The 8,311-nt window shown below is 47.0% G+C and carries 6 protein-coding genes and 1 pseudogene; 2 read left to right on the forward strand and 5 right to left on the reverse strand.

Annotated elements, in window-relative coordinates; translation table 11 throughout:
- Positions 1-903 precede the first annotated feature (903 nt).
- On the reverse strand, positions 904-3,621 hold the full coding sequence (cphA, locus tag QUA78_RS30875; RefSeq protein WP_333306164.1) for a cyanophycin synthetase: 2,718 nt from the start codon (positions 3,619-3,621) through the stop codon (positions 904-906).
- Positions 3,622-3,958: 337 nt separating this feature from the next.
- Positions 3,959-4,852, reverse strand: coding sequence for a cyanophycinase (locus QUA78_RS30880; protein ID WP_333306162.1), 894 nt, complete (start codon positions 4,850-4,852; stop codon positions 3,959-3,961).
- Between the two features lie 332 nt (positions 4,853-5,184).
- Here QUA78_RS30880 and trmD point away from each other — a divergent pair, with 332 nt between their 5' ends.
- Complete coding sequence (gene trmD, locus QUA78_RS30885; RefSeq protein WP_333306160.1) at positions 5,185-5,859, forward strand: tRNA (guanosine(37)-N1)-methyltransferase TrmD; 675 nt, start codon at positions 5,185-5,187, stop codon at positions 5,857-5,859.
- A 68-nt stretch (positions 5,860-5,927) separates the two neighbouring features.
- Here the strand turns inward: trmD and QUA78_RS30890 are convergent, their stop codons facing one another.
- The gene (locus tag QUA78_RS30890; protein WP_333306158.1) at positions 5,928-6,104 is read right to left on the reverse strand and encodes a hypothetical protein; all 177 of its coding nucleotides are present in this window, start codon (positions 6,102-6,104) and stop codon (positions 5,928-5,930) included.
- Between the two features lie 311 nt (positions 6,105-6,415).
- Here QUA78_RS30890 and QUA78_RS30895 point away from each other — a divergent pair, with 311 nt between their 5' ends.
- Complete coding sequence (locus QUA78_RS30895; protein WP_333306156.1) at positions 6,416-6,877, forward strand: ISAs1 family transposase; 462 nt, start codon at positions 6,416-6,418, stop codon at positions 6,875-6,877.
- A gap of 177 nt (positions 6,878-7,054) precedes the next feature.
- Here QUA78_RS30895 and QUA78_RS30900 read toward each other — a convergent pair.
- Positions 7,055-7,798, reverse strand: a pseudogene (locus QUA78_RS30900) (transposase); the annotation flags it as partial.
- A gap of 85 nt (positions 7,799-7,883) precedes the next feature.
- On the reverse strand, positions 7,884-8,311 hold a 428-nt coding region (locus QUA78_RS30905; protein ID WP_333399208.1), incomplete at its 5' end, for a hypothetical protein.

Genomic DNA, 8,311 nt, shown 5'->3' on the forward strand with positions numbered 1-8,311 from the left:
TAATTCCGGCACTGTCTTCTCCATGTGCCTCACCTTATCAGATTTTTTGGGTTTTTGCTACCCCCGTGAACTTCTACGGGAAAAGGGTGTATCTTTTTGTTTAAGACTGAAAAAGAATCATATTAATCGAAACGGAACATTTAGTTTGGCAACGGTTAGATGAATTAGCAATAGTACCAGGAACCTCTTGATATTTTCCAGGTAAAAGAGTGAGAAAAACTCAGCCTACTACTGGATTTGATGTTGCTTGTAAGTGGAAAAGAAACTACGGGGCATGGAAGGTTGATGAAGCGTGGTTTATACTCACAGATTTAGGGTCATTGCCGGCAGCTATCGATGCTTACAAGCAACGGATGGGCCTTGAAGAAATGTTCCCTTGATTGTAAAACAGGAGGCTACGATCTTGAAGGAACTAGCTTAAAAGGAGACCGACTTATTAACATGATTTTGCTCATGACGCTCGCCGACAGTGCGGGAATATTTCAAGGCACTGAAATGAGGAAAAAGCAGGTGCAAAAATATGTATCTCGCCGCAAAGAACCTAAAAAAAGATATCGAAGACGGAGTACATTTGGTGTTGGCGCAAGATGGAGAAAAATGGGTTAATTATCAAGGGACAATATTCTGACGAGGTAGAACAGTTAATGAAGTTAACTCCAAATAAACGCCGCTTTTATCAACAAGGTATGCGGGCAGCAACCCTTATACAGTCTATCTCGTAGACCTCTTTGTCACCCCCCCAGCAGAAATCCATCTGTTAACCTTTCGAGTTCTCTGAGCATCGACCATTTTTTTTCACTCAGCTAACCCTGAGTCAATTTGTGTTTAGTCTAAACTCCAAAAAAATAGGTTGGGTGTCCTAAAGGTTCAACCCAACCTATCAATTCAATTAAAATTCAGACTTTAGCCTTGATTCACAACGCTCGGTTTCAAACTTTCCTCTTTAGATCGATCGACACTAATGGGATTTACCGCAGATTCCTGAATCGGTTTCCGGGCTTCAATTAAACTCAGAGCTTTCTTGACGCCTTCAGGTAACATCACTACCAAACTGCCGGCAGGAGCCTCGTCTAAAGCTTTGTTGATAGCAGTTGTTTCGTCGAGAATCAACTCGTATTCAACTTGAGATTTGTTTGCGGTTCCTGCAGAAATCGCCTCTGCAATCCCCTGGCAAATTAACTTGGCCACAACACCGGGCTCTCGCCCGCGCGTGTCAATATCTTCTTTGACAATTATGCGATCGAACATCTCGGCCGAAAGTTTGCCCAGCGTGACAAAATCTTCATCTCGCCGGTCTCCGGGGGCGCCGACTACCCCGATCCGCCGTCCCGGCCAATTCAGCACGAAACTGCCCAAAGCTTTGTAGCTGTGGGGGTTGTGGGCGTAGTCAAGCAAAGCGTGATAGCTGCCCAAATTAAACAAATTCATCCGTCCGGGAGTTTGGCCGACCGATGCTTGGAAGCTTGACAAAGCCGATCGAATATCTTCTATTTTCAATCCTTGGGCAAAAGCCGCCAAACAAGCTGCTAAAGCATTGGCAATCATAAACGGCGCGCGCCCGCCCATCGTCAGCGGCACGTTCACAGCCTGCTCAATTCTCAGCGTCCAATCGCCTTTCAATATCGACAAATACCCATTTTCGTAAATCGCTGCCAGCCCGCCTGCAGCGGTATGTTTGGCAACCAGTTCGCTGTCCGGGTTCATCGAAAAATATGCAATTTGAGCCTTGACACGCTGCGCCATTTGTGCTACTAGCGGGTCATCTGCATTTAACACTGCATAGCCTTTGGGCATTACCGACTCGACGAGGACGCTCTTGAGTTTGGCAAGTTGTTCCACGGTGTCGATGTCGCCAATTCCCAAGTGATCGGCCGCGACGTTCAATACGACGCCGACATCGCACTGATCGAAGCCGAGGCCCGATCGCAAAATTCCGCCTCTAGCCGTTTCCAGCACCGCCACTTCCACCGTCGGATCCGACAAAATCAACTGAGCACTCTGTGGTCCGGTATTGTCTCCGCTTTCGACCAAATAATCGCCGATGTAAGTACCGTCGGTAGTCGTGTAACCAGTAATCTGACCGGTCTGCTTAACAATGTGGGCAAGCAGGCGAGTGGTTGTAGTTTTGCCGTTAGTTCCCGTTACCGCTAAAATCGGCACCCGGCTGGGTTGAGGCGAGGGGAAAAGCATATCGAAGACAGCGCCGGCGACGTTGCGGGGTAAACCTTGACTCGGGGCGACGTGCATTCTGAAACCCGGTGCTGCGTTGACTTCGACGATGACGCCGTTGACATCGCGCAGGGGTTGGGAGATGTCGGGAGTTACTACGTCAATGCCGGCGATGTCCAAACCGATAATTTTGGCAACTCTGGAAAACAGCCAGACGTTTTCCGGGTGGATTTCGTCGGTGCGATCGACTGCAATTCCACCGGTACTCAAGTTTGCTGTCGCGCGCAAAAATACTCTTTCGCCGGCGGGCACTGCGGAGTCCATGGCGTATCCTTGTTTTTGCAACAAATCCAGGCACAATTTGTCGATCGTGATCCGGGTGAGCACGTTGTCGTGTCCGTCTCCTCGCTGCGGGTCGCGGTTTACTTCTTCAATAAGCTGTTCTACTGTAGACTTGCCGTTACCCACGACGTTAGCGGGGACTCGTTCTGCAACTGCTACGACTTGCCCGTTGACTACCAATACTCTGTGATCGCGACCGACGTAATAGCGCTCGACAATAACGTTTTTTGTTTTTGATGCCGCGCTGGCTAAGTCGTAGGCTTCTTCTGCTGCTTCCCAGGAATTGATGTCGATCGTAATCCCGCGGCCGTGGTTGCCGTCTAGGGGCTTGAGGACGATCGGATAACCGCCGACATCTTCGATCGCCCCGCGCAATTCGTCCAAATAATTAATCACCGTTCCTCTTGGAACCGGCACGCCGGCGCTGCCGAGGATATTTTTGGTACCTTCCTTATCGCAGGCTAGTTCTACCCCCAAAACTCCCGTGCGGTTGCTCAGAGTTGCCTGAATCCGCTTTTGGTGAACCCCGTAGCCTAGTTGAATCATAAACCTGGCGCTCAAAGGTATCCAAGGAATGCCGCGAGATTCTGCTTCCTTGATCAGTGTTTCCGTACTAGGCCCGAGAGCCGCCGACGCAGCAAACTCTCTAAGGTCTCTCAAATCTTGGATTAATTCTGCTGCTGGATAAGTGCCAGTATCAGCAATGCTCTGGCACATCCGCACGCCCGCCCGGGCGGCATAGCGACCTGCTTGTTCGTTTTGATACTCAATTACTACTTGGTAAATGCCTGGGGTCGCAGTCTCGCGGGTGCGACCGAACCCGACCGGCATTCCTGCCATTTCCTGAAGTTCTAGGGCTACGTGTTCGATTACGTGTCCCATCATTGTGCCTTCTCTGACACGTTGCAGGAACCCTCCTTGATGACCGGGAGAACAGTGATGATCGTTCAAACTCGGCAGCGCGGCGGTCAACCCTTCGTAGAAGCCAGGAATTTCAGATGTGGTTTTATCTGCCAAGTCTTCTAAATCCAGACGCATCAGGACAAGTTTGTGGCGTCGGATGCTCCAGTAGTTGGGGCCGCGTAAGGTCTGGATTTTAAGTATTTTCATGTCAGTTAGAGGGGTATGGGGCGCGAAATCTTATAGATAATTGAAGCATTTATTCAATTTCGATCTAGATTGCTCGATCGACTGTTCGCTGCGAACAGTTTGGGACTGAATTTCCAGTTATGGGCCACCCAATTGAAAATTCATCTCCCAGCGATCGGCTAGAAACAAGTACAGGTCAATGGCAGGAAAAAACTCAAAGCCCGAAGGTAGAATTTTCTGTGATTCTGCCTTCTGGCGTCAGCCCGCGGCTGCTTCGGAATCTATTCTTTTGTTGTATCCATTATTCGGTGGCAATGTCGCATAATTTCTGCTTTATCAATAACTCTGAAATTCTGCATTAGTTGGCTGTGCGGCATTCTGGGGGCCAGCCAGACTCGGAACAGGCTGCCGATGGCATTGGTTTGCCTAGGGGCATATTGTAACAATCTCCGTGACACAGAACGTGCAAGCGCATATTGAAGAGACTTAAGGGTTCTGTCGCTCCTACTACCGACTCATTGGTATAAAAATTTTCCCTAGAATCAACAATAGTCACAGTGCCTTTACCGAGAATTTTCATAGTATCGTCTCCCTCAAACAAGGCGCAGGTGTCTTCGTCAATACCAATAGCGATGCGATCTGGATGGCAAGCCACAGCCGACAGCAAGCGAGCCATGCGGTTACGGTTGTGAAAATGCTGGTCTACGATGATCTCAGAAATAATGTTAAGTCCGTTTGCCATGTCTACTAAAGAGCGGTTCGGGGACGCGCCACTCCCGCCGCCGGCAATCATGTGATATCCCATCACCGCTGCACCCGCGCTGGTACCGGCGAGGGTAATCTTGCCTTCGAGAGTTTCTTTGCGAATTTTCTCCATCAGCGGGGTGTCCGCCAGTAGCCCGCAGAGCCTCAGTTGGTCGCCGCCTGTGATGAATACGCCCGTACAATCTTCTAAGTAATCTTTCCAGACGGGGTTTTCGGCTTGTTCGCGTTCGCGGATGTCCACCACTTTGACCGCGCTAACGCCCATTTCGTCAAATATAGTGCGGTAGCGGTTGCTAATTCCTTCGGGATCTCGCGAAGCGCACGGAACGATCGCCAGCCGAGCGTTTGCACCCCCAGCGCGGCAAAAAAAGGTATTCAGAATCTCTCGCCCGTGAACTTTGTCTTCGGCTCCCCCGATGACCATAATCGAGGTTTTTGTGCGCTGGGGAATATTGTGTTCAAGGGCTTGAGATGTCAACTGCTGCATGGTGTGTCTTCCTCTGTTGGATGTGAAATTCAATTTTGCCGTGGCTGTGGGTACAATAGGGCTTTTTAAGAATAAATATTTGTTTGTGCCAGCGAGGTGAGATCGCCGATCTCACCTCGCTGGCAGTTGTTTGGCGGCGAGTTTACTTGCAGTCGCTGTCATGAAAAACTGATTATTGTTGTACAAAACGGGCCCGCCGACAAAGGAAGAGAATTTAACTTGCAAAAATTCTCAGAAATTATAAGAAATTATAAAGAATAAAGCAATTACTGAAAACTGAACTCCCTCTAAGGGTCAAACTAGAGGTGATGTATCAATAAATTCCAATAATTGTGCGATTTGACGTAGTTACCTTATTTCCAGAATTTTTCCGGGCTCCCCTGGAGTCGGGACTGATGGGCAAAGCCTTAGCTAAAAAGATTGCTGAGGTGAATTTTGTCAATCCCCGCAATTTTACCACAGACAAGCACCAGCGAGTCGATGACGAGCCTTACGGGGGCGGAGTGGGGATGCTGATGAAGCCGGAACCGATTTTTGCTGCGGTGGAGTCGCTGCCGGTTTTGCCACGGCGCGAGGTGATTTTGCTGACTCCCCAGGGGGAACCGATGCAGCAGGCGATGTTTCGGCAGTTGGCGGCCGGGCGCGATCAGTTGGTGTTGATTTGCGGTCATTATGAAGGTGTGGACGATCGAGTGCTGCATTTGGTCACTCGCGAAGTGTCTTTGGGGGATTTTGTGCTCACAGGGGGCGAAATTCCAGCTTTGGCTTTGATTAATGGGGTTTTGCGATTGCTGCGGGGAACTGTCGCGAAGGAAGATTCGCTGAAGTTTGAGAGTTTTGAAGACGGACTTTTGGATTATCCGCAGTACACTCGACCGGCGGATTTTCGCGGATTGAAGGTGCCTGACGTGTTGCTGTCTGGTAATCACGCAGAAATTGCTCGCTGGCGCAGGGAACAGCAAATTGAAAGAACGCGCCAAAGGCGACCGGATTTGCTAGCGGATTAGTTAACTCTTGACTATTAATACTCATGGTTGAGTATCGTATTTTTGGTCTACTAAATTATGCTAAAAAATTAACTTTTGTGCTTTACGGCGATCGCTTTTTTGATAGGTAAATTTACTGTAAATTTAACTGCTGGCAGTAGTGGTAAATGGTAAAATATTAACAGGGAAGCTTTGGCCAGAATCAGCGGAGTAAGGACTGGCGCGCGATCGTCTTCTTCTAGTTCCAGTTCCTGTCGCTCTAGCATTACCTCGCCTAGCCCTTCGAGTTCTTCTAGCTCTTCGAGTTCTTCTAGTCTTTCTAATCCTTCTATAAACAGCTAGTCGGGCACCTCTTCTAGTTCTTCTAGTTCTTCTAAAAACAGCTCATCTCCCACTTCTTTTAGTTCCATTCCCAGCCGTCCCAGCAATAGTGAAAACACTGGCGGAAGAGTTCGCACCTGCTCTTTTGAAAATCCGGCTTCACCTCAGGGCTGTTTCATTCTCGAATCCGATCTGCAAAAGTAAAAGCGATCGCGCTATCTGATAAGATTTTTAGTGAGCGCTCAAAAAAACATATATGCTGACTCTAATCTTATTTTTGAAAAAAGTCAATACTCCACGCAAGAAATTAGGAAAAAGACATCCCTTGTGGCTGATATTACTATTGGTTATTCTGGGGTCAATGTTCGGTTGTTTGGGATATAGAGATATCGAAAGCTTCGCCAAGTCCCACCAAAAACTGCTCGTTAAAACATTTCATCTCACCACCGATCGAGTACCATCTTATTCGAGTATTCGACGAGCAATGATGTTGGTTAAAACCTCGGATTTAATCGACGCATTTAATCAATGGGATAGTCAACTAACTACCTCAATCGACTTAACTGATTGGGTGTCAATTGATGGCAAATGTCTCAGAAGTACCTGCCAAAACTCCCAGACTAACTCTCAAAATTCTGTATCAATTGTGTCTTTATTTAGTCACGACAGTGGTTTTGTTCTCAGAGTCCAAAAAATTGAAAACAAAAAAAGTTCATAAATCAGTCAGGCGCAAGAGCTGGTAAAGGGTGATCCCCATCAAGGTAACGTGTTTACATTGGATGCTTTGCATTGTCAAAAAGAGACAACTACTTTAATTACTCAATCTAAAAATGATTATATTATCGCTATTAAAGGCAATCAAAAAAACTTGTTTAAATAGGGCTTGCTGAATAAGTCAAAAAAAGTTCGATCGCAAGTTCGAGCAAGCCGACAAGTTAAGTTTTTGTTTGAGTTGGCTCCCGCACACATAATTTTTGATTATCACTGACCCGCAACCAATTGTTACTGATGAAAATTGACACAAAAAAAGCCACAATAATCTTTTCAATCCTGCGACAAGATTCATCAACAAAAAAGTAACTGCCATCGCTGTTAGAGAGGTATTATCGAGTTTAGCCATCACTCGACCTAGGCTAAATCTTCTCTTTGCTTGCCCAAATTTTCCCTCAATTGCTTGGCGGACTCTTTCATCTTCTGCGGCTTGCTTTTTTTTCTCTTTACTGACGTGAGCGGGCGGTCTTCCTAAGGGCGAACCACTCATCCTAATTCCGTTTTTTTTACACCAGGCTCGATTGTCGAGCGTGCGGTAAATCTTGTCAACGTGAACCGATTCTGGGTAATGTCCTGTGAATTCTTTAAATGCTTCTACTTGAGCGATTAAGTCTCCTGACTCATTGAAGTTGTCCCAGCTAATTCGATCTAAAAATACATAACCTTCAAAGCTGCTCGCAGATAGTTTAGCTCCAAATTCTGTATGTTTTCCTGCTTTTCCTCTAACTAGGGGACGAACGTGGGGTTGTGTTAAACTTACAATTCTATCGTCAACTTTATTTGTCTTGTGTTCGTACATCCATGCTTGTTGTCGGTAAACTTCATGACACACCAGCAGCAGCTTGTATTGCCGTTTACTCAAGTTCTTTTGGAGTTTAGACTAAGCACAAATTGACTCAGCACGAGCTGAGTGGAAAAAATAGTTAATCAACGAGAGATTTCTCAAGGTTAACTTACGAATTTTGTTGATTTTGGAACCGACCTTTACCCTTTTTCACCACAGGATAGCGACATCTTTGAGTGCGATGTCTTCCTTCAGGCCATCCATCTGAATTTCCTCGGCGTTTGGGAACAACAGTGGGAGTCCCAATCTTGAATAAAAGTGCAAGCATTGATTGTGCAACCCTTCCAGGGGTTAATTCAGAGAGAGACTTTTGCCAGGGCAAACGAATTTCTCTCACTAAATCTTTAGCTAACCATAATTGCCAGGTCACTAATGGCATCAGATCACTCCATCGTTGGCACTGTTCTGGGGTGCTTAACTTCGGCACAGTCCAATGCAAGGTTTGTTTCGCTAAGCGATACCAGTGTTCGATGGCAAAACGGCGCAGATATAGTTGCCAAATTTCTGTAAGAGGTGGCATTTGGAGACCAACCCAAA

Source organism: Microcoleus sp. K4-B3 (assembly GCF_036704615.1).
Taxonomy (GTDB): domain Bacteria; phylum Cyanobacteriota; class Cyanobacteriia; order Cyanobacteriales; family Microcoleaceae; genus Microcoleus.